The sequence below is a fragment of the Haloarchaeobius sp. FL176 genome (assembly GCF_024609245.1).
Lineage (GTDB): Archaea > Halobacteriota > Halobacteria > Halobacteriales > Natrialbaceae > Haloarchaeobius.
This window is the reverse complement of the sequence record NZ_JANJYH010000014.1, coordinates 40,339-60,606: the sequence shown is the minus strand read 5'-3', so window position 1 is coordinate 60,606 and position 20,268 is coordinate 40,339. Positions and strand designations below refer to the sequence as shown.

Sequence of the window (20,268 nt, the reverse complement as noted above, 5' to 3'; positions counted from 1 at the left end):
AGCCGTAGTTCAGGTATCTACTCAAATAGTTCGGACGACAGCTCTATCGTCCTCAGCCCTTTCTCCGTCACTTGAAGACGTTTTTCTCCACCATAGGAGATGATTTTCAGGTATCCCTGTTCACTCAGAGGCTGGATTACTTGAGGCTGAATAATGTGATAGTGTTGAGATTCGCTTTCGCTGTCTTCGATGACGGATAGACTCTCCTCCAATGCAAAGTCTATTACGTCGCTGATATTTGGTTCGTTGTCCGATTCGTTCTCCTCCGCGATATAGTTCAATATCCTAACTAAGTCTGTATCAGGTCTCGTTATTGGGTAAGTTGGGATATCTACTAACCCCTGAACATCAGTATTAACGGGTTCTTCTCCGTAATCTCCGACTTTCACGTAGTAGGGCTCCCCATTATTGAGCATACAGGCTAGTGTTCCACTGATTGCAGTGATTTTCGAGCCTGAGGATATGTTCACCGCGACATAATCGTCAGGATGTTCTTGGATTAACCGAGAAATTTCTCGGAATGCAGCTTGAAAATCAAATAGTGGGCATTCGATTTCCTCTACCTCGATACCTTCTTCATCCAGCCGCTCAACGACCTGTATTCGACAGTCGTGTCCCTGCTCAGATTCATCTTCGGCAACCAATAAATAGACTAAATCTGCTTTTTGCTCGATGACGGGCTCAAATATCCGCTCCGTCTCGTAACCCTGAGGAGCGATGTGGATTCGATCTGGTGCGTTCACCATACAGAGGAGTTAGAGCGCATGTCGTATTTATCATGGTGGCGATGTGCGTGGCACCATTTCCAAGGATATAGGAAATGCCTTAATTGCCTAAGTGGCGGGAAATCACCTGAGTGTCTTAAATAAAATTCCCTGCGGAATTTAGTAAAATAATATAAACAGCAGATTATTCTTACCAGCAAGGGGATTTAATACGCGCGCGCACGTACATACTTATGTCTGAGCGAGGTAAGTTCACAGCCCAAAAAAGCGTACGACTGAGCCGCATTCCGACCGTTGCACCGGTCGGGTGACCCTCCTGCATAGAGGGCGTCAGTTCAGTAGGCCTCAATGGTTGTTCTCACTGGGCTGACTTACCTTCTTCGATTCGCAGAGAGGCGAAGTGAAATCTACAGTTCAGTGAGACACTATGACAGCAAACGACATCGAGAACGAACTGACGAACCGATCAAGCAAGAACCTTCGAATCGCGGACGACCTCGCGGAAATAGTCGTATGGCTCTGCAATCAGGGCTATACAGTCCCGAACGACAGGACGGTAAAGACCGCCACCATCACCAAGCGTTGCCCCGAGGCAAAGTATCAGCGCCTTGAGCGTCTGGTAGAACTCGGGATGGTCAACAAGGTCGACAAAGGACCACGGTCTTACATCATCCACGAACGACGAGACGAAATCGTCAACGGTGAAGACCTGACCGCACTCATCGACGAGGAGATTCGTCGTCTCTGTGACCACATCGACAAGGACCCCAACATCGAATGGGTTGTGTCAGTAGAACTAATGGACCCAGACCCCAAGTCCGCACTTCGCAGTGGCTCCCTCTGGGAACGCCAGGAAAACCTACGGCGTGCCATCCGAGCAATCGAGAACGAATCCAGGGTCTCGAAGGGTAACTACGGCGTCATCAAGGTCCGCAATTCGTCGAACGAATACCAGGCGACCCACCGAGCGGTCGTACTGAAGCAGAAGTGACGGTCAGATAGGGGGCTCGCCGTAGAGTTCCCTCAGACTAGCGACGAAGCAACCCGTTGAGCAATACATCTCTTTTGAAGGTGGAGTATGCATTCCATCACCAGGTATCGTAGAGCGTGTCATAGAATCCAACTCATAGCTTGAGCTTCTCACGTCCTGGATCGTGTCCTCGCTCGTAGTTGGTGATTGCAATGACGATCCGAAGACACAGCGCAACAAACACTTCTGTTCGTGCGTGGACGCGGCCTCGGGCGCGGACGTGCCCGAGGCCGCAGTCCTTGACTGCATCGTTGGTTCGTTCGACCCCTGTCCGGTTGTTGTACGTCTCTTCCAAGATTGATTGTTTCAGCTGAACGTCCTCGCTGTGTTTCTCGATCCGGTCTTCGACTCTGTATTCGATGTCTTTCGGGTCGTCAGTGTTTCGCGGATTGTATGGAGCGATTGGCACGACTCCTGCGGTCAGCAGGTAGTCGTGCCAATCGAGGATGTCGTAGGCGCTGTCTCCAAGCATCCAGACAGGTGTATCGACGGCGAGCGCGTCACGTGTGACGCGCATCGCCGTCTCTTGGTCTGCTTGTTTGGCCTGTGTGAACTCCGCTGCAATCGGGATCTTTGCACCGGTCGAGACGATCGTACAGCCGAAGCCGTAGTAGTACTCTTCGGCTGTTGGGTCGTAGTTCCATGACGCCGCGTCGTTATACTGAATCGCCTCGATGTGCGTCGAATCGATAGAGTATGTGGAGTCGAGCAGGCCGCGGACGGCGGCCTGCTCGACGAGTCTGTCGAAAACATCGTCAATAACGTGTTCGAGGTCGGTGAGAAAGCGATCAATCGTGTCTCTGGATGGCGGTTTGTCGAGCTCGCAGTAGTACCAGACAAGGCCGTTCTGAAGTTCTCGTGTAACCGGACGCGTGCCGTAGACATCTTCGTAGTAGCAGTGCAGAAAGCCGCGAAAGAGGTCTGGTGGCTGGTGCACTCGTGTTCGCCCCCGGCAAGCGGGGGCGAACACGTCGTACTCCAGCAGAAACTCGAACTCAAGATGCTCGAACAACGGTACTGTCTCGGTAGCCGCTGCATTCAAGAAGTCGTCTACCGAAGCCACGTCTTGCAGGGCGTTGGTACTGCTGGACACAGTTTCCAAACCCTGCGGCCTCCCTTGGGAGGCTTTCTATGACACGCTCATCGTATGTATGATAAAATCCGTTTGAGGAGAGTGTTGGTTGTACTCCTCATAGGGTAGAAGCGTGTCACAGTGCGCGCAGCGGTTTGGTTCCTCGAGATCTGGTTCGCTTTCTGTCCGTTCTAATTCGCCCTCAAGATGTTCCACGATATCTTGTTTGGCCATGAGTTTCCCTACCTAAACTACGTTCGCTACCCACGTAGTTACGAGGTAAATAATTGCTTCGAGTATTAACTTATCGGCCAAAACAAGGAGGATGAAGCACTATACCACCGTTTCGAGTGTTTCATGTGGAACTAGCAGTGCGAAGGTGGGGCGGTGGCTGGGTATTTTTTCTGCTTTGTGCCCTTGGCACACTCTCTACGGGAATGTCCTCGTTCAGTAACCGAGGTCGTGGCTGCGCGCGCAGCGCAGCGAGCACGGAGCGGAGGGTGGGGAGGCGGGGTTGCGGTGCCAGGTGTGAGACGAGCAGACAGAGAGAGTACACAGACAACTGCCACACCTCACCGTCACGTCGGCAAAAAGAGAGATGCAAGTGGTCGAGAGAAGAGGCTGCGAGCTCAGTCCCGGACGACGTCCAGGCGTTGTTCGGTCGACCCCGCGCTGAAGTTCGCATGGGTCACCGTCCCGTTTCGCGGGCTTGGGCCATCACCGCGTTCGAGCACGGTCACCTCTGACTCCGACGTCACGGCCAACGTCGGTTCGCCACCGTACCAGCCCACCTCGCAGTTCAGCAACCGTACCTTGTCTCCCTCGCGGAGCACCGTCTCCACCTTGGAGCGCTTCCAGATTGTCAGCTTCGCCGTCCCAGAACCGTCGTCGAGCGCGCCGACCTGTTGCTGGTTGACCGCCGCTGGCTGGTAGAGCGTCCTGACCTCAGCTTCGACGTTCGCCTGAATCGAGTACTTTGGATGACCCATCCACTCTTCGAGGGTCGCGATGGGCTGGATTGCATCCGTCCCTTTCGCCACGTCTTCGTTCGTCTTCAGAACGGCCGCCGTCAACCCCATGTCTTGGCACGCGACCTTCTCCGCGAGTTGCTTCGCGTAGGCTCCCTGAGACGGTCCACGAAAGCGCTCTGCCAGCTGCATCCCGTATCGGTTCACCCCGCCCAGGGTGTCCGCGTCGAGTTGTTCACGCGGGTCGATGTCGGGATCGCCACCGCTTCCGAGCACGCCTCGCTCTCGGAACTCACGAACGCGCTCGCTGGACTCCTGCTCGGTCTGCATCCTGCACGACTGCTCCCGGTTGATGCCCGCCTCTTCAGCTGCCAGCGCACGGTCTCGCTGCCGAGTCAGTTCTTGCTCTTCTGCCAGCCGCCGCTCTTCCGCTGCGAGCGTCGTCCCGTACGGGTGGTCCAGCCCGGATTTCCGGCTCCAGTCGTAGTCGATTCGACCCTGCTTCTCGAGTTCCACCGTGGGTCGCAGCTCAGGTGCGTGCTCCCCACACGCTGCTTCTGTGAGCAGTTCACCGTCGTCCTCGATCGCGTCCTCGAGGGTCAGTTGTTCAGTCGTCTGTCCGTCCGAACCTTCATCACGGATCGTGTTTCTACTAGACATTGGTATCACTCAAGGGTACCATCGAAGGCGCTCACACGGCGTCTTCTTCCGACACCACGACTCACCAGCCGTGGCTCTCATCTCGGAACGTCCTCAGGGACTCTGTCCCCGAGGCGCTCGCGGCGCGCCTTCAGCCGAACTTGTTCGGCGCGGCGCGACGCCGACAGGAGTGCCGCACCACTCCAGTGAGGGGTGGAAGCTCGCGGTGAGCGCGCGCTCACCGACGTAATCCTGCTGACCCGCGGGTCTGTCTCGCCGCGTCCGTCGCCAGACGCAACGCAGGCGGGACAGAGACGGCAAGCAGCACGGTTTACGTCGGTGGACGGCCTCGCACAAGGCCGCAGCGAGCGACGGCGCGCGGGACACAGCCCGGACCGGCGACCAGCCCCCGAGGAGTCCCTGCGAGCGAACTCGTTCGCGAGCGTGGAAGCTCGGGGCTGGGAGCCGCAGCCCGGCACCGTCCCCGCGCGCCGAGCGAGTTTGAGCGCACGCCCGGCAGGCAGCGCAGCCAGCCCGCGCGAGGACAGTCAGCGACGCCGAGGCACGAGGCGTCGCTGGCCGACGAGCGCGGGTGACGGCGACCCCGAAGCTGTTTGTCGGGGTCGCCGGCACGGCGAGCAGCCCGTCCCGGACCGCGCAAGAGGCCGCGTCTGAGCCCAGCGAGCGTCGACGCGAGAGCGGGTTCGAGCGTCGGCGCTCGCAGGCGAAGATGGAGCCGGCCCGGCTCCGGTCGGACCCGGTCGCGGGCCGAGTGCTCGCAGGCCCGCTCTCGGGTGCGTCCGGTCTCGGGCGGCTGCACTCGGCCCGACCCGGCCCAGGACCGTGGCCCGTCCGTCGCAGACGCAACGGAACCGCGAAAGCCCGGGCCCGGCAGGAACGGTCTGCACGGCCGGAGCGCGCACAACCCGAGGAGTCCACCCCGAACGGACCGCTGCGGACACACCGGACAGTAGACTCGCGGTGCTGGACGGAGGTCTGACCGGCTCTCGGGGAATGTCACAGGTGGACACGATGTGAGACCGAGCTCCCGACTGGTCCGGATGCTCAGGTGGACTGGTCGTGGACGACCGATCTGTCCCTCTCTTCGTCGAGAATCGACTTCCCCAGGCCCTGGTGGACTTAGAAAGGGCGAGGCCGCCTCGGTCGTCCCCCGACCCCGCAAGCACCGCAGGCACGAGGAGCGCAGCGTGGTTCCCGTGAGCGCAGCGAACGGGAGCAAACGAGACGCAGTCTCGTGTGGTCGCGGGATGCCGAGCGGCCGAGGGCTTTCGAAGAGCTACGCTAGCTGTTCTGTATTCAGCTCGTCGAGAGTCTGTGTCGCGACCGTCCCGATCCGGACTCCATCGAGAGCCACGATCTCGTGGTCTGCAACAGCGGTCCGAAACGGGACACCGTCGACGAGGATCCGGTGAATGACCGCCCGGACAACTGATTCCTCGTATCGATCGACGACTGTAGCCATCGTCGCGTCGAGGTGCGCATCCGGGTGGTTTGTTCGCGGATCGGCAGCCCGGGAAAGCGTGCGTTCACAAACGCTGTCGACGGATACATCGTCAGGAGTGCCTGTTCGCTCTTGGACATCGTACACAGTCGGGTGATTGGTCATTCCTCGGTCGGTGGTTCGAGATAGGTCTCGAGAGCGTCGACGACAGTCTGAACGAACGACTCCTCTAGCCGCCCCTGCCGCCGAACAATCGCGGCGTGCTTCGGGGAAGCCACCACCCACGGCGAGGCGTAGCTCTGGCGCGGCATCCCGCCCTCGACCCAGTCAGTGTCTTCGATGGGAATACCTTCGTCGTGTGGTGTCGTCGTCAGCGTGACGGTCATGTACTCCTCGTCCCCGAACGGGTGGCTATCGTTGTTAAGAATCAGCCACGGCCGCGGGTTCTCACCGGATTTGAACGGGTCGGGCCCCCAGACGACATCGCCTCGCTGATAGCTCATTCAGTGTCCTCGTCGTCGACGGCATGTTCCAGCCACTCGTCCATATCCTCTTCACCGAAGCGGTCGTTGGCTGTTCGCGTGCTCTCGGCCATGTTCGTGTAGGCAGCGACGTCGTCGGCTTCGCCGAGCGCCCAGTAGTTGCCTTTGTGACGGACGAGGCCGCGGTCTTCGAGGCGCGACAGGACGACGCTGATGCTGCCGGCTTTCACGTCGGTGGCGTCGCGGATCTCGCTCTGGGTGAACGCCTTGTCGGGATGGACAGCGAGGAACCGCATCACGCGGTCGGCGTTCGTCTCTCCACGGTTCTGGAGGTGGTCCTCGAGAGAGGATTCGAACGTCTCGATGTCGATCGGCATATGTATTCTTTTGTCTTCGGATGTATTAGATGTATCGACGTATTCGCAGTGGGACCATCATTGGACAGCGACTGGAAGACCAAACGTACCGAGGGATGTCTTTTCCCACGGTGAGAACGACGCGGAGGGCGGCACGCGGCGAGCGGTGCGTGCCGGAAAGAGACACCAGTCTTCCGCCACGTTGCTCGCCGACCCATCCACAGCCCTGGTGGACTCAGAAAGAGCAAGGCCGTTTCGACACCCCCCCGCCCCGCAAGCACTGGAAGGTTAAGGAGCGCAGTTGTGTCGCGGGATACGGACTCTGACGGACTATGTACTCACTCAGCTACTAACAAACGAACACAGGCTGCAAATCACTCCGTAGCCGGGGCTTCGGGCACGTACACGTCGCCGCCGTAGCTCGTGACGACCGGCCGCGATCCGTCGTGGAGTAGGGAGTATACGGCGTGTTGCACCATGTCCTCTCTCCTGACTCTCCTGACGGTCATCACCCACCGCTGAGTGCCGTCGCGGTCGACCCGGGCGGCCTCCCCGTCCCACGTTCCGAGGAGGAACCCATCGTCCGCCACCACCAACGGTCCAGCGGCTCCCGGGTACCGGATCTCAGTCGTGACGGTCGCGTCGTCGAGCTCGTAGCCCGTGATACGGTCGGTGTCGTGAACGAACACCTCGTCCCCTGCGATGGCAACGCCCGGTGGATACCTGGCGTCGACGTCCCGGGTCCAGCGCGTCTCCCCGGTCTCGAGGTCGAGTCGGACGAGAGCACGGCCGATTGTATCGCTGGCACCATCCCGGTCCGTGACCCCGACCGCATACCCGTCGGCGACTGACAGCGGTGTGTCGAACAGATGCTCGCTCGACTCCCAGAGAACGTCACCGCTTTCGGCATCGATAGCCGCCCCACCATGCTCCTCCGCCCGCACGACGAGTGTCCCATCGTCGACCGCAGCAGGGCCACGGAAGTCGCCCGGTGCGGTCCACTCCACGGAGCCGTCGTCGGTCGATAGCGAGACAACACCGGCCGGGCTGTCGGGCTCTGCGCCGGAGACGACATACAACGACCCGTCGGCGACGGTCGGGGGAGCCGACGCCGATAGTACCTCGTCAGTCGACCACGCGACCTCACCCGAGTCCGTCTCGACCGCGACGACACCCCCGAAGCCTGGGACGAACGCTGTCCCGTCGTGTATCGCCGGTGGAAACTCTGCCCCTCCGATATTCAGGTCCGTGTTCCACGTCTCCGTTCCGTCGGTAGGGTCGATTCGCGTGAGTACGGAATCATATGAGCGGGCGAAATACAGTGATTCACCGTCGCTTGCGGGTGTGAATGCGGAATCCTTCTTCTCCCAGAGCCTACGGGTCGGTGCTTCGGTGGCATTCGCTTCGAATGACTTTCGACTGTTCTGGAGGGCTGGGCCACCGCCGACCATCGGCCAACCGTCTAGTTCCGGCGATTCGTCAGGTTCGGACGCTTCACCAGAACCCGACGTTTCGCTGGACCCGAGCATGGCGAGGCAGCCGGCGGAGGTAGCGGGGACGGTTGCCGCGGCAATTTGAAGGAGGCTGCGTCTACGCATCTTAATACCCGCAGAGTTCTATCCGATCTCGGTAGTAAGGTCTGCGTCAGTATTTCCGCCCCTGTGCGTGTGGTTCAAAGTCTGAACTTTTTCGAGTTCGTTAGTTGATACACGCATCAAGATACCACTTGGGAAGGCGTCGTCATTACCAGACGGGTTTGACACTTCACTATACGAGTGTATGGTAGTGTCATTCTCTGCAACGACTTCCACAATATTGAGACCGCTTGATTCTTCAGATGTAATTAATTGGACAGCAATAATTATCGAAGAGCTAAAATCTGTGGAATTGATAAAATCACGGTCGGAAGAGTTCATCCAGCCCTCCGTGAATATATCAGAATCGGATTCAGTGACTATCGCGCCGATTTTTGATCCCGCCGTTCGGTCCAGAATTCTTTCTCCGGGTACAATTCTATGAACTGAATAATCGATCGGACTTGCTCCGTCTGGTATATCTGGATAGTTTTCACTATTCAAAAAAACACAACCTCCAAGTGAGGCGATTGTTGCAATAGTGCCAGCAATCGTCTGACGCCGCTTCATATGTGACATTAACGCGTCTTGAAAGGTATACCTTTGCCAAGGTAAAATAACTCTATTAGCAATTTCCATTCAGTATGGGTGTCTCCAAAGTCGCTTTCGTAAAAGTATAAAGGTCTTTGGTGTATCCTTCTGGTCGTGTTTAGTTAAGGATGAAGAGTGAGGCGGGAGAATTTTCAGCTGTTCTATGGCGAAAATCGCCCGCCTCAGCGGTTGTAACGACTGGGTCGACTTGTCGTTTGTGGAGCGCGAGCGGACACCGCGCCGGCTCATGGCGCTGGGTATTCGGCTGCATCTCGCAGGATTATCGCTTTCGAATACCATCTCAGAACTTGAGAAATTCGGTGTCAACCGGTCACGAAAGGCCGTTCACGACTGGGTGCAGAAAGCCGGTCTACAGCCCGCCAGCGACGCGAGTCCGGATCAGGTTGCACTCGACGAGACGGTGATCCGCATCAACGGCCAGCAGTTCTGGCTGTATGCCGCGGTCGATCCCGAAACGAACGAATTTCTGCATCTGCGGCTGTTTACGACGACGACAACGGCGTTGACTGAACGATTTCTGCGAGAGCTGCGCGAGAAACACGACGTCGAGGACGCCGTGTTTCTCGTCGATTACGCGAAACATCTGGCGGCTGCGTTGCGTCGATTCGGACTCCGATTTCAGCCCGTTCGACATGGAAATCGGAACGCTGTCGAACGTGTTTTTAGAGAGGTAAAACGTAGAACCTCATCGTTTAGTAATAGTTTCAGTCACGTCGATCCAGTAACCGCAGAAACGTGGCTCCAGGCCTTCGCCGTCTGGTGGAACTCGCTAAACTAAACACGATGATCCTTCTGGGTGGTGTCTGCAACGGGAGTGAAATACCACCCTCTCTTACTGGCCACTACTCATGCACGAAACCGAAGAAAAGACGCTGAACAGCCTCGTACCACTCGGTCTAATTCATGCGTTTCAGAGTTGGTTTCGCGGGTTTCAGGGCCAGCGGGTCGGAGACCCGCGGCCCTGTCCGAAGTGCGGTGAAACCACGGTCTGGAAGAACGGCTACCGAACGGATCGGCTCTTCGCCATCCTCATCACCGAGGATGGCTTCGACGAGATCACTGTCGAGATTCAGCGGTATCAGTGCTCCGAGTGCAGACATTCCTACGATGGCGATATCGGGGAGCTGTTCTACGAGGACTGTGAATACGCCAAACCAGTCGTTGATCTCTGCCTGTTCCATGCGGCGAAGAATCCGTTCCACGCGTGCGAACGGATTCTTCAGAATCAGTACGGTCTCCAGGTTGACCGCGATACGATCCAACGCTATGCCGAGCTGTTCGGCGACGAAGTCGCCGAGCAGCACAGCGTCACGATTGCCGGCTGCATCCTCTCGATGAACTTCCTCTCGCTGTTGTTCGGTGTCAGCACCGTTGACGAACTCAAAACCGAGTTCGCCGACGAACTCGCTGCCGAGGACATCGACGGTCTCGTCGGGGTCGCCGACGAGACCTATCCGGCGAAGAAGGGCGCAAAGAAAGACCTCTACGAGGAAAATATGCGCCGGAAACAGGAGGGAGAAAACCCGAAGAAGTGGCCGGAAGGGTTCACTGTCGGATGTTCCTATCTGACTCAGCTGGGTTGTTTCGCCGGACTCCAGTGTCGGAACACCGCCTTCGCGCGAGCGCTGGCGCTCGCGCTCGTCTTCCCGCTCTTGGGTGTGGATTATTGGCTCACCGACGACAACGACTGCTACAACGACATCTTGCCGGATCGGGTGAAGTGTCTCGTCCACAAGCTCCGGACACGCGCTCGCAGCGACGAGCGCGTGTCCGAACTGCACGAGGCGGGCGAGTTAGAGGAGTTGCGGGAGTATCTCGAAGACGAGTACGAGACTGCGTACGAGGAGATAGTGGCGACACTCCGTGAGGAGCACCCATCGTTCTGGGACGAGGACGAAGAAGAGTTCAATGGGCCAGTGAGTACGAATGCAATCGAAGGGGGGAACTGGCGGCTGAAATACGGCCTTGGAGTCCCGTACGCGCGGTGCCATGCGGCACGCGCGCGTACATCGTTGTTGGCGCTGCGTGAATCGATGTCGACGTTCACAAACGGCGAGCCGGCGGAGAGCTTCGCTCACCGCCACGGCTCATTTAGCTTTGAGCAGGTGTTGGGTGAGTCCTCGACACAGCCGCTACCGCCCCGGAAAGAAGATCACGTAACTCAGGCGGCGTAAGAATCGGAAGGAGGAAGCAGCGGGTAAGGCTCTGCGTTTCACCCGAGTACTCCTCAGCACCTGAGCGTCTAGCATAAATAGTTATGTGAGTTGCGCACCTACCTACGGACTGGGTATGACCGACGCAAACGTCGCCCTCCTCGTTCGACTCCAAGCACAGTCCGGCAAAGAATCCGATGTCGAGGAATTCCTCCGTTCGGCACTGCCGATGGCCGAGGAAGAACCGGACACCACCACGTGGTTCGCGCTCCGCATGGACGATTCGACGTTCGGCATCTTCGACACCTTTCCGGATGAATCCGGTCGGGAAGCGCATCTCTCGGGCGAAATCGCTGCTGCCTTGGAGGAAAACGCGGACGAGCTGTTCGCAGAACCGCCGGAGATAGAAGAAGTCGACGTACTGGAGGCCAAACTCCCCTAACATCTGAAATTGGACAGACAGAAGCAGCAAAGACGAATCTCACATCTCGTTCACGAACGCCGGACGTGGCGATGGACCCTTTCGCGCTACCGCGCCGTTAGTGGCGACCTTCCTCGAACTCCTCGATGATTTTATCACAGAAGGCGGGGATGTCGTCGGGCTTGCGGCTGGTCACCAGTCCCTCGTCGACGACGACTTCCTCGTTGACCCACTCGCCGCCCGCGCCAGTCCACAGGGTCGGAGAACTCGTGGGCGAGTCGATCAGCGTAGCCGCGCGAGTAGCCGACGACGAGGTCATCAGGGATCGCGTGAATCGCCGCACGGCACTTCGGGACGATCACGAGGTCAGCCGCTGGATAGCTTCCCTGAATCTCGCGAGCGGCAGCAACGTATTCGTTGACCTCGTCGACGTCGTAGGCGTCACCGATCACGCCGACCTGTGGTTCGTACTCGAAGAAACGCTCGACGTACCGATCAAGGTCAGGATTGCGAAAGTCGTTATCCAGCATCCCGACTGGTAACTCCAAGTTTGTGTACTGGTGCTGTTGGTAGGTACAGTCCTCGCGAAAACCCGTGAGAAACCCGAGTCGGAATGCGTCAAGCGCGAAGGGAACGCGGTGAAGGAATGCTACGTGGTCGGCCTGCCGGGCTGCCGTAATTTCAGTCGCGATGCTGCTGGTCGGACGTGCTGAAAGCGCCATCTCGAATCACCCAGAAGACGCGGGAGTACTCGCCCCGCGCCCGCTCTCGGGGCGAGAAAATACCACCAGCGGACGCCACTATTAACCAACAACAGCAGCTTTACCGCTCCTGATGTTGGTTAACTCACCGGTGGTATCGAGCCTCGAGTGGGTCGATCTCTCCGGCGTGGACGAGACTCGTCTCTGAGTCCGCCTCTTCGTGAAGAAGATCGACGAGTGCGAACTGCGCGCAGGCAGTGAACGAACACGCCTCGTTCTGACACCAGACGTCGGCGTAGGCGATGTCGGTCTGCTCGCCTGCATAGACGGGTTTCCCAATACCAAGCTGCGAGTCGCAGCCGTCGCGAGGGCAGATCGGTTCGATACGCGTGAATGTGGGCGTGTCTTCCATTGAATTCATCAGTAAGGGTCGTAGCTCGGCGTGATATCGCCGGTCAGGACGCTGCTCTCGATGGCGTTGCTCTCGCCGCCTTCGAGGTCGATGATTCGATAGACGGCGTCGCCGCTCCACTCGCAGTCTTCATCGGAACACTTCGCGCTCGCGTACGCGCCGTTCTCGTTGTTCAGATGGACACTCAGGAGATCGAGACGCTCGCTGCAGAGCGGACACTCTGCTGGCACCTGCGCGTAGCGATACCCCGTCGCGATGGTGATGTCGTCCTGGTCCACTTCGACGCCGTGGCGCTCCCCGATTCGGTCACGGACTGCTACGCGAAGATCGTCCAGGAGTGCATGGCGCATTTCCTCATCGACGGGTAGCTCGACGCCGTCGACGGTGATCGTCAGCCGGTACGCTATCGTCTGGGTTGTATCGTCCATTCTGGTCACCTCTGGGGGCACATTCGCCTGCGCCCGCGCCCCTCTCGGGCGCTCAAAAACTACCTCGTGAAGGGCCGGTGGTGGTCTCTGATGACCGCTCTACCGGATCAGGAGCTTCCCCGAGTACGAATTCTTTTGGCGCTATCGCACGTCCGTTACGACGCCATGAACGTACTCATCGCAGGATCACACGGCGGGGTCGGCCAGCATATCACTGAGGTGCTGAGCGAACGCGATCACACAGTCCAAGCGATGGTGCGTGAGGAGTCACAGGTCTCGGAGATGGAGGCCTTCGGCGTCGAGGTGGTCGTCGCGGACCTCACCGAGGACGTATCCACCGCCGTCGACGGAAGCGACGCGATCATCTTCGCGGCGGGGTCTGGTGGCGAGGACGTCGAAGGCGTCGATCGAGACGGTGCAATCAGGCTAATCGACGAAGCCGAAGAGCACGGTGTCCCGCGCTTTGTCATGCTCAGTGCGATCAATGCCGACAACCCTGAGGAGAGTCCCGACGCGCTTCGGCCGTACCTCGAAGCCAAACTGGCGGCTGATGAGCATCTCCAAGCAAGCGAACTCACGGAGACGATCGTCCGACCAGGGGAGTTGACCAACGAGTCCGCAACCGGGCGGATCGAGGCAGCCCGTCGGGTCGAACGCGGCCAAGTCACCCGCGCCGACGTTGCCCGCACGCTCGGTACCGCACTCGACACGGAGAACACCTACGGGAAGACCTTCGAGATGATCGAAGGCGACGAACCAATCGAGAGCGCGCTCGAAACCGTTTGATCAGATTCGCCTTCCTCTGGCGCTGGTGCGACAGCCTCTCTGCACACGTCGCCGACTTCCTCACAGCGAACGGCATCGGCATCATCCCGAAATTCATCTTGGAGGGACTATTCTATGACACCTTCCGCTAACGAGCACGTGTCCTTCCGAACTCTCGTTCAGCGTTCAGGGCCGTAGATGATTGCTGACCGGCTTTCGTAGCCGCACTCTCGACATTCGAACCACCGTTGGACTTTCGCGCCGTCAGCACTCTTCTGGCCGACGACGACGTCGTCGATTAGACACTCTGGACAAGGTAACTCAGGGTGGGGTCGCTTTCGGAGTTCATCGCGAAGCGAGGTAGCTTCTTTCGTCTCGAATCCGCGCGACCACACCGGGTAGCCGTCGACGAGGATCGCGGCACGCCACTTGTGGATATACGAGTCCGGCGCTCGGTGAAACACCGCGTGCGCGTTGGTCTCTGTGTTGCGATACGCTAGCTTCGGGGTACGGCTCTCACGCGTCCAATTTGTAATTCGTGGCATGGGTACTGATGCCCCCGCGTTCGGGAGGCTCGCAGTCGCTTGATTCGGGGATTGACTAGTCTCGCGAGTCGATATCTCGCTTCTCACCATCACTTACCCAACACAGCCAGTCGAACGAACTGGTTGTTGGTTACTCCTCGAAGAGACAGCGATCGGATGCATCGTCGCCGGCGAGCGTCTGCTGATCCTCGGTAGTATCGGCGAAGAGGTTCGACTGATCACTCTCGGACGATTGTTCTACCTCCGGACGGTCGTCGACGCCGAACTCACTCGCCTCGGGCCGATCGAGCCGTGAATCACGGTCGCGATGGTCCACGTCCGCACCGAAGTCCTCGAGGGAGGTTTCGACGCTCGTCTCGGTCACTTCGAGCTGGCCATCGTCTCCGAAGGCGGTCTGCTGTTGAATCTCGATTTCCGGTCGATTGCTCATGTGAATTGAGCCTCCACCCACTGGAGGCTCCGAAAAACTTCCACGAGCGTTGTCTCAGCCCTCTTCTTTGCGGAGTTCGCTGGCTCTGTGTTCGAGACGCCGGAGAATCTGGACCCGATTCTGGTGGGTGTTCTCGTAGGCAACGCAGGCCCGCAGCGTCTCCATGTCGTGAATCGTCACGATGCCGGCGTTGAGAAGTCCCGTATTCGATGGTTCGAGACGCTGTTCCGGTGATAGGCCGCTCGATTCCGTGGATTGCTCTGAGGAGTTGCTCACTGAGTGTCGCCTCCGCTCCTGCTGAGGCGACGAAAAAACAGCGCCGGACTGAGAATGTCAGAGAGTAGTTTGTGCATCCTCGTTTCGCGTCGTGTGGCGAATAGGCTGAACGCTCAGTACAGGGTGTACACTGACCGAGGAACCTGTAAGTGACAAAGACTAATTCATAGTTGGCAAGGTCGTCCGATTTCGCTTTCGTATTCCGATTTGATTTGCTTAAACAGGTCCTGGCCGAATTCTGTCTGGAAGCGTGGCGCGGCGGTAGCAAAGAACTCGTCTAGATTCTCGAACTCGGTGAAGTGGTCAGTTGTTTCGGCTTCATCGTACCTATTTTGGCGCTCATACTTGAGCGCCTGGAGACAATTATCAACAAGATCCATGTCTTTGACGAACTGTGCCGTCGGGGTGTCACGGGCTTCGTACTCTTCCCAGAGCGACAGCAGTTCGGAATCGTTGAAGGGCCCGACGAGATCGGTTACCGCGCTCCGTTCAGCCGTCTCTTTCTCGGACGTGGGAATGGTCTGGCGTCCGTCCTCCGCACGGGTTGCAATATCGCCCGTGCGAGCTTCGCCGAGGTCGTGAATGAGGGCCATCGTCACTGCTTTCTGGCGGTCAACATCTTCTTGGTCGGCATAGAGCAGACAAAGCGCCGCTGTCCCCCACGTGTGGGCTGCGACCGATTCAGGCGAGTCGACATTCCGGAGTTCCCATCCCGTCCGAAGTTCGTCCTTCAGGTCGAACCATTCGAGCAAGGATCCGAGTTCGTCTGTCATCATATCGGGGAAACAGCAAGCGGCCAATTCAAAATATCGAGATGATTCCGCCGAGCACCCACACTCAGTCAATAAGTTCGCACACACATTGAACAGATAGTTCAGTCAAAACGAGTCGAAATTTGTGGCCTGCCAAATCGTTTTGTGAGACCCGCTAGACTGCTTACTCGTCTTCTTCCTCGGGTTGGATTTGGCGGGCGTCCTCGGCGAGTTTGTAAACGTACGCTCGAAGGATCTCCATGTCCTCTCGGGCGTCTTCGAGCGTTTTCGCTTTCACCTTGGCTTTGATCTGGTCTTCATCTCGTGTCCCGGTTCCGCGCTTGAGCTTCACGGTCAGCGAGACACCGACGTCGCTGCGTTCGACGTATTCCGTTGGTGACGGCCGCTCACTGTTCTCTATCGATTCGACATCCGCACGAGACGGCTGGTTGTGTTCCGACATATGTTACTCTCAGTGATTGGTGCTCAGATAGACGGTGCGGCCGCTTCGTCGGATGTCTCGCGAAGGACTGCGTCGATGTCACTGCCGGTGAGTCGCCAGCGCCCGCCGGGACCAGTGCAATCCAACTGGCTTACGACCTGGTTTTTGAACTCCGTGTATTGCGCTAGCGCAACCTCCTCGTCGTCGGAGTAATCGAGCAGGAGCGCGAGCGCGAGTTGTGCCGGGCCACTGCCCCCGTATCCCCATTCGAAGCCAGAGGGACTGTGACTCGCCAACTCGAGACTCCGATTTGGAGTGAGCCGTTCCTGACCGGGCTGTTTCTCCACGATGGCGCGGCCTCGCTGTCGATAGCCGACGTAGACGACGTCACGGTCACTTCTCGGGCGTGTCTGTTCGACTGATTGTGAGTCGATAGTTCCACTCATCGTTCTATTCGAGGTGTGCTCGTTCGAGCACCCCCGCACCCCTCAGGGGGCGAAAAAAATGCTCTGCGGTCACTGCACCACGGAGCAGCTGGCCGGTTTGTTCCCTCAGAAGTGGATGTCCGCCGGCACAATCCAGAGATCGTCACTCTCGTCGAGAATTCGCTCCAACTGGCCTCGATGCCGGATGCCGCTGCCATGTTCGTCATACAGGCAGACCGAAGGCCCGTCGTACGCACCGACCTGGTGGAATGCGTGCCGGGCGAGGTCCGCATCGCGCATGATCTCCTCGTCGCTGTGTTCGTCGAGTGCCTCCTTCACCCGGTCGAGATTCCGCTGAAACTCCTCTTTCGTGGCTTCCCAGCCGCGTTCGAGCAGCTCCTCGCCCTCATCGGATTCCACAGAAGCTGCAACCGGGAGATCACCCCAACGGGCCGTTCCAGCGACCGTCGTGTCCTCCTCGTCAAAGCACACGTAGTAATCGAAGACAGCACCTGCGTGTGGCACGGCGCCGACGAGTCGATCGAACACCGTCTTTCCGGTGGCGAGCGCATCATCTCGTGTCGATGCCTCAACTAGCGTGTAAATGACCATGTGCATCGGTTGTCACCTCGGTCTGCCGACGCACGCGACTCCGCTCCGCATCACTGCTTGGTGCGCCGGCACCCATCGCCGGCGCTCGATAAACACCGCCGGAATACGCGCTCGCTAGGCGTCGTCTCGTTCCGACCCAGTGATCTCCTCGACGGTGATCGTCAGGTCACCGGTTTCGTAGTCGGCGTCGAAATCGACCGCGAACGCCGCCGATTCGTACGCTGCGTGGTAGGCGCGGTGGAGTGCGAGTGTTCCAGTCGCTTTGAAGTGGAAGAACGCGGCTGCCGTGTACGGTTTGCTCGCGGTTTCGATCTGCGATTCGACCGATGCTTGCAGCGCGATCTGCGGCGTATCGGTGTCGATCCCGGCGGCAAAGGCCCGAGCTTCGTCGACGCTCGCTTGCGAATGCTCGGGCGTCTCGCCAGTAAGAACATTCACCGGGGTCTCTGTCTCCTCGGTGAACAGGACGTCTTCGAACGTCTGCGTACCGAGGATTGCCTCGGGGCCTAGCTCACAGTCCTCGAACGAGTCGTCAGTAGATTGCTCGGACATGGTATCACGAAGCCCCACGTGGGGCTCAGTCCGTCAGCCCCCGATAAACGACTCCTCTTCACCTGCCAAGGGATGATCACCAGTTATTCGCCGATCGGGTCGAGTCCGGTCAGATCGGCGTGAAGGACCTCACCATTGCGGATGACGTACCGCTTGGCGAGGACCGGAAATCGACACTTCGTATACCCGGCCGTCTGGATGTCGAGTTCCTGGTCGCCATCGATGTACTCCGCGAGCTGCCGGAGGAACTCGTGGGTCACGATCCCACCGTCATAATCGGGGAGACCGTTCTCACGCGCTTCGTACACCTCGAAGCTATCGTAGCCCCAGATGATGAGTTCGCCCTCCTCGTCTACCTCCCAGTTGAGGGTCCCGAAGCAATAGCTCTCACAGAGCTGACGGACTGCTTGTGCGTCCGATACAATCGTGCCGGTCGACGTCGTCGCTGCTTGGAGTGGTGCCATAGGTTGTACTCGAGGGCGCTTTCCTACCCCCGCACTCCTCAGGGGGTAACAAACGTACTGCGGTTACTGGGTTCTGGAACGGGACGGTGGATGATTCGCTCCTCTCGAATGTGCGGAAAGCGTTTAGAAGACCTCCCAAGCAAGTACACGCACGTATCGAGATCTGTTGTGATACCGGCCTTCGGTCTATTGGCCTACGTTCCGAGGGGCAGATATGGGCCTAGAACACTCGCTGAACGAAGCCATCTACACCCTCTTTTCGTGGGTGCGGGGCAACCGTACTCGGGATAGAGACAAGCTCATGGAACAGATCAATCACTCATTTGTGAATGTGCGACGTTGAGTTGATTGCCCAGTTTCTGAAAGCGTGAGAAGGCCGAACGCAGAGATGCCGAGAGCGAGGGCAGCGAGACCGGCGATGAGGAGCGTATCGGTGTAGCCCACAATTGAGGCAACAGCAACGAACACTGGCGGGCCGAGGGTCGTTCCGAACTGAAGCACGCTCGTTCGGATACTCATGATTCCGCCGCGGAACGCATCGGGCGCGAGTGTATTCAGTGCTGTATCGGTGATCGGTTCCGCGAATCCCTGTCCGATACCGAACAGGAACAGTGCGCCGGCAAGGACGGTGATCGAGTGGGCGAGTGCAGCGAGCGTCATCCCGATACCGTAGGTCGCAAAACCGAGTGTGATGAGCCGCGGGGGTGAGAGATGGCGCATGAGACGGGACGACTGTGAGGACGTCACCCCCATCGTCACCGCTGGGAGTCCGAGCAACAGCCCGATCATCCCAGAAGAAAGGCCGTAGGATTCGTCGAGAATGAACGGGACGACCGTGAGCTGTGCGCCATAGAGAACAAAGAAAATGCCGAAAATAGCGACGTACAACCCGAGAGCCGTCCGTGTTGGTACCGATTGCGCTGCGTTAGCGACGTACGAGAGTCCGGACGAATCCATGCTACTCTCGGGTTCAGGGAGAATCACAGAGCCGGCAACGGCGACGACAATACCGAGTGCGAAGCAGACGAACGGCGCGGCCCACGAGAGCAGCGCAAGGCCACCGCCCAGTAAGGGGTAGCCAGCCGCGCCGATGGCGAGGATTGCCGCGTTCAGTCCAATGAGACGACTCTGCTGTTCCCCCGAGAACAGGTCACCGAGCAGCGTCACGGTGAGACTCATGATGGCACTGCCAGCGGTTCCCTGCACGACGCGGAGACCGAGAAGCGTTGTGAATCCGTCGACAAACACGACTGCAATGCCACTCACGCCAAACAAGAATAGCGAAGGGACGAGCACACGTTTGCGACCAACGCGGTCGGCGATGAGACCGATGAACGGTGTGAGAACGATACCGGGCAAGGTAAATGCCGAGATGAGGAGACTCGCTTGACTCGCCGAGATGTTCCATGCTGCTTGAATCGTCGGCAGTGCTGGGCTGATGAGGGAGACGCCCATCACACTCACGAGCGTACTCGCAAAGATGATGAGGACTGTCTGTGATTGCTGGATGTCTGTGAGTGGGTTGGATAGAGCTGTTCTCATGGATGTTGTCGTTCGAAATTCGCTTGCCGATACTACATCGAATAGCGCTGTGTACGGTAGTGGGGCGTGAGTGAGATACCGCCGAGGCAACGGTCAGCGTTATCAGATTCACAATCAGCGTACAGACGGGCTGACAGAAACTGCGTGCCAACGCAGTTGCACACCCACAGTACCGTACTTTCTCTAGAATTGGTCAGGCTGAGTTTCAAGCTTACGCACTCGCCTTCGTAGTTGCGGGGCTGTCTTCACGGGCTTCGTACACCTCGAAGCTGGCGTACCCCCAGATGGTGAGTTCGCCGTCTTCGGTCACCTCCCAGTTGAGGGTCCCGAAACAATAGCTCTCACAGAGCTAACGGACTGCCTGTGAATCCGTCACGATGGCACCGGTCGACGTCGTCGCTGCTTGGAGTGTTGCCATGAGTTGTACC

Annotated in this window: 25 protein-coding genes and 3 pseudogenes; 5 read left to right on the top strand and 23 right to left on the bottom strand. The window is 58.4% G+C overall.

Features of this window, described 5'->3' with window-relative positions; all coding sequences use genetic code 11:
• Positions 1–17: 17 nt before the first annotated feature.
• Entirely contained in the window at positions 18–746 is a 729-nt protein-coding gene (locus NO978_RS18025) for a DUF6293 family protein (RefSeq protein ID WP_257300923.1), read from the bottom strand.
• Positions 747–1,152: 406 nt separating this feature from the next.
• Between NO978_RS18025 and NO978_RS18020 the strand changes: the two genes are divergently transcribed.
• Complete coding sequence (locus NO978_RS18020) at positions 1,153–1,716, top strand: hypothetical protein (RefSeq protein WP_257300922.1); 564 nt, start codon at positions 1,153–1,155, stop codon at positions 1,714–1,716.
• A 133-nt stretch (positions 1,717–1,849) separates the two neighbouring features.
• Here the strand turns inward: NO978_RS18020 and NO978_RS18015 are convergent, their stop codons facing one another.
• The 7 genes from NO978_RS18015 to NO978_RS17985 form a co-directional block, all read right to left on the bottom strand.
• A complete protein-coding gene (locus NO978_RS18015) occupies positions 1,850–2,848 on the bottom strand; it encodes a transposase (RefSeq protein WP_257300941.1) in 999 nt (332 codons plus the stop codon).
• A gap of 608 nt (positions 2,849–3,456) precedes the next feature.
• Positions 3,457–4,455 carry a hypothetical protein gene (locus NO978_RS18010; RefSeq protein ID WP_257300921.1) on the bottom strand — a complete coding sequence of 333 codons (999 nt, stop codon included), beginning with the start codon at positions 4,453–4,455 and terminating at the stop codon, positions 3,457–3,459.
• Between the two features lie 1,276 nt (positions 4,456–5,731).
• Positions 5,732–5,917 carry a hypothetical protein gene (locus NO978_RS18005; RefSeq protein ID WP_257300920.1) on the bottom strand — a complete coding sequence of 62 codons (186 nt, stop codon included), beginning with the start codon at positions 5,915–5,917 and terminating at the stop codon, positions 5,732–5,734.
• Between the two features lie 140 nt (positions 5,918–6,057).
• Positions 6,058–6,399 carry a type II toxin-antitoxin system PemK/MazF family toxin gene (locus NO978_RS18000; RefSeq protein WP_257300919.1) on the bottom strand — a complete coding sequence of 114 codons (342 nt, stop codon included), beginning with the start codon at positions 6,397–6,399 and terminating at the stop codon, positions 6,058–6,060.
• The gene (locus NO978_RS17995) at positions 6,396–6,755 is read right to left on the bottom strand and encodes a helix-turn-helix domain-containing protein (protein WP_257300918.1); all 360 of its coding nucleotides are present in this window, start codon (positions 6,753–6,755) and stop codon (positions 6,396–6,398) included. Before NO978_RS17995 ends, NO978_RS18000 begins: the two co-directional genes overlap by 4 nt.
• A gap of 353 nt (positions 6,756–7,108) precedes the next feature.
• On the bottom strand, positions 7,109–8,185 hold the full coding sequence (locus NO978_RS17990) for a PQQ-binding-like beta-propeller repeat protein (RefSeq protein WP_257300917.1): 1,077 nt from the start codon (positions 8,183–8,185) through the stop codon (positions 7,109–7,111).
• Positions 8,186–8,350: 165 nt separating this feature from the next.
• Positions 8,351–8,878: a hypothetical protein gene (locus tag NO978_RS17985; protein ID WP_257300916.1), complete on the bottom strand. Its 528-nt coding sequence runs from the start codon at positions 8,876–8,878 to the stop codon at positions 8,351–8,353.
• A gap of 184 nt (positions 8,879–9,062) precedes the next feature.
• On the opposite strand from NO978_RS17985, the gene NO978_RS17980 reads away from it, so the two are divergent.
• From NO978_RS17980 to NO978_RS17970, 3 genes are all read left to right on the top strand, one after another.
• Positions 9,063–9,698 carry an IS6 family transposase gene (locus NO978_RS17980; RefSeq protein ID WP_257300915.1) on the top strand — a complete coding sequence of 212 codons (636 nt, stop codon included), beginning with the start codon at positions 9,063–9,065 and terminating at the stop codon, positions 9,696–9,698.
• 70 nt (positions 9,699–9,768) lie between these two features.
• A complete protein-coding gene (locus tag NO978_RS17975; RefSeq protein WP_049987710.1) occupies positions 9,769–11,094 on the top strand; it encodes a hypothetical protein in 1,326 nt (441 codons plus the stop codon).
• A gap of 115 nt (positions 11,095–11,209) precedes the next feature.
• Positions 11,210–11,515 (top strand): putative quinol monooxygenase, encoded by a 306-nt coding sequence (locus tag NO978_RS17970; protein WP_004054295.1) that lies wholly within the window; start codon positions 11,210–11,212, stop codon positions 11,513–11,515.
• 97 nt (positions 11,516–11,612) lie between these two features.
• Here the strand turns inward: NO978_RS17970 and NO978_RS19845 are convergent.
• The 4 genes and pseudogenes from NO978_RS19845 to NO978_RS17950 form a co-directional block, all read right to left on the bottom strand.
• Positions 11,613–11,765 (bottom strand): annotated as a pseudogene (locus NO978_RS19845) (DJ-1/PfpI family protein); the annotation flags it as partial.
• Positions 11,725–12,216: pseudogene (locus NO978_RS20065) on the bottom strand (DUF6610 family protein); the annotation flags it as partial. The pseudogenes NO978_RS20065 and NO978_RS19845, both read right to left, overlap by 41 nt.
• 124 nt (positions 12,217–12,340) lie before the next feature.
• Positions 12,341–12,616 carry a hypothetical protein gene (locus tag NO978_RS17955; RefSeq protein ID WP_012289564.1) on the bottom strand — a complete coding sequence of 92 codons (276 nt, stop codon included), beginning with the start codon at positions 12,614–12,616 and terminating at the stop codon, positions 12,341–12,343.
• Positions 12,616–13,035, bottom strand: coding sequence for a hypothetical protein (locus tag NO978_RS17950; RefSeq protein WP_049987713.1), 420 nt, complete (start codon positions 13,033–13,035; stop codon positions 12,616–12,618). Before NO978_RS17950 ends, NO978_RS17955 begins: the two co-directional genes overlap by 1 nt.
• 165 nt (positions 13,036–13,200) lie before the next feature.
• On the opposite strand from NO978_RS17950, the gene NO978_RS17945 reads away from it, so the two are divergent.
• Complete coding sequence (locus NO978_RS17945; protein ID WP_049987714.1) at positions 13,201–13,821, top strand: SDR family oxidoreductase; 621 nt, start codon at positions 13,201–13,203, stop codon at positions 13,819–13,821.
• A 158-nt stretch (positions 13,822–13,979) separates the two neighbouring features.
• Here the strand turns inward: NO978_RS17945 and NO978_RS17940 are convergent, their stop codons facing one another.
• The 11 genes and pseudogenes from NO978_RS17940 to NO978_RS17890 form a co-directional block, all read right to left on the bottom strand.
• Positions 13,980–14,345, bottom strand: coding sequence for a hypothetical protein (locus NO978_RS17940; RefSeq protein ID WP_081927556.1), 366 nt, complete (start codon positions 14,343–14,345; stop codon positions 13,980–13,982).
• A 130-nt stretch (positions 14,346–14,475) separates the two neighbouring features.
• Entirely contained in the window at positions 14,476–14,775 is a 300-nt protein-coding gene (locus tag NO978_RS17935) for a hypothetical protein (protein WP_257300914.1), read from the bottom strand.
• A gap of 54 nt (positions 14,776–14,829) precedes the next feature.
• On the bottom strand, positions 14,830–15,051 hold the full coding sequence (locus NO978_RS17930; protein ID WP_049892641.1) for a hypothetical protein: 222 nt from the start codon (positions 15,049–15,051) through the stop codon (positions 14,830–14,832).
• 164 nt (positions 15,052–15,215) lie between these two features.
• Positions 15,216–15,827: an HD family hydrolase gene (locus NO978_RS17925; RefSeq protein WP_010890466.1), complete on the bottom strand. Its 612-nt coding sequence runs from the start codon at positions 15,825–15,827 to the stop codon at positions 15,216–15,218.
• Between the two features lie 160 nt (positions 15,828–15,987).
• Positions 15,988–16,266, bottom strand: coding sequence for a hypothetical protein (locus NO978_RS17920; protein ID WP_012289570.1), 279 nt, complete (start codon positions 16,264–16,266; stop codon positions 15,988–15,990).
• Positions 16,267–16,289: 23 nt separating this feature from the next.
• Positions 16,290–16,691, bottom strand: coding sequence for a DUF6166 domain-containing protein (locus tag NO978_RS17915; RefSeq protein ID WP_006186966.1), 402 nt, complete (start codon positions 16,689–16,691; stop codon positions 16,290–16,292).
• 105 nt (positions 16,692–16,796) lie between these two features.
• Positions 16,797–17,288 (bottom strand): hypothetical protein, encoded by a 492-nt coding sequence (locus NO978_RS17910; RefSeq protein WP_006186967.1) that lies wholly within the window; start codon positions 17,286–17,288, stop codon positions 16,797–16,799.
• 108 nt (positions 17,289–17,396) lie between these two features.
• On the bottom strand, positions 17,397–17,834 hold the full coding sequence (locus tag NO978_RS17905; protein WP_006186968.1) for a hypothetical protein: 438 nt from the start codon (positions 17,832–17,834) through the stop codon (positions 17,397–17,399).
• A gap of 83 nt (positions 17,835–17,917) precedes the next feature.
• Complete coding sequence (locus NO978_RS17900; RefSeq protein WP_135823172.1) at positions 17,918–18,298, bottom strand: hypothetical protein; 381 nt, start codon at positions 18,296–18,298, stop codon at positions 17,918–17,920.
• 315 nt (positions 18,299–18,613) lie between these two features.
• Complete coding sequence (locus tag NO978_RS17895; RefSeq protein ID WP_257300913.1) at positions 18,614–19,840, bottom strand: MFS transporter; 1,227 nt, start codon at positions 19,838–19,840, stop codon at positions 18,614–18,616.
• A 209-nt stretch (positions 19,841–20,049) separates the two neighbouring features.
• A pseudogene (locus tag NO978_RS17890) lies at positions 20,050–20,258 on the bottom strand (hypothetical protein); the annotation flags it as partial.
• Positions 20,259–20,268: the final 10 nt, after the last annotated feature.